This is a genomic window from Streptococcus sp. HMSC072D05 (assembly GCF_001815805.1).
Classification (GTDB): domain Bacteria; phylum Bacillota; class Bacilli; order Lactobacillales; family Streptococcaceae; genus Streptococcus.
Map to the genome: position 1 here is coordinate 336 of NZ_KV822032.1, position 426 is coordinate 761.

Consider the following 426-nt stretch of genomic DNA (forward strand, 5'->3'; position numbering starts at 1 on the left):
AATTCGTCCATATTTGTGGCTGTTGATTGGTCGATTGCTTCACGTATTTCATCTTTCCATGAATATTGGGCGGTTGATTTTGTATTAGGGTCAGCAATCGCTTTTTCTGTTTGTGTATAACGTAAGCGTGCTGTGTCTTTCTCTGGCACACTTAAACCATGTTCCAAGCAAACCTCGTCATTGGAGTCTCTGACATTACGTAAGGCTTGTTTATTGTTATTGAATTTCTTACCTGTCTCGAGGTCAACTGAATTGATCACGATATGATTGTGTACATGGTCTGTATCGGCATGCGTATAGACCGCCACTTGATGATTCGGTGTGAGCTTTTCAGCGAGTGCTAATCCTAATTGATTACATTGTTCGGGCGTGACTTCGCCAGGTTTAAATGATTGGATAATGACATGGCCTTCATTACCCCCTGTT

Annotated in this window: 1 protein-coding gene; it reads right to left on the reverse strand. The window is 41.8% G+C overall.

The features are described 5' to 3' along the window. Window positions 1–426: relaxase/mobilization nuclease domain-containing protein (locus HMPREF3057_RS05305; RefSeq protein ID WP_180364450.1), on the reverse strand; the 426-nt coding region annotated here is incomplete at both ends.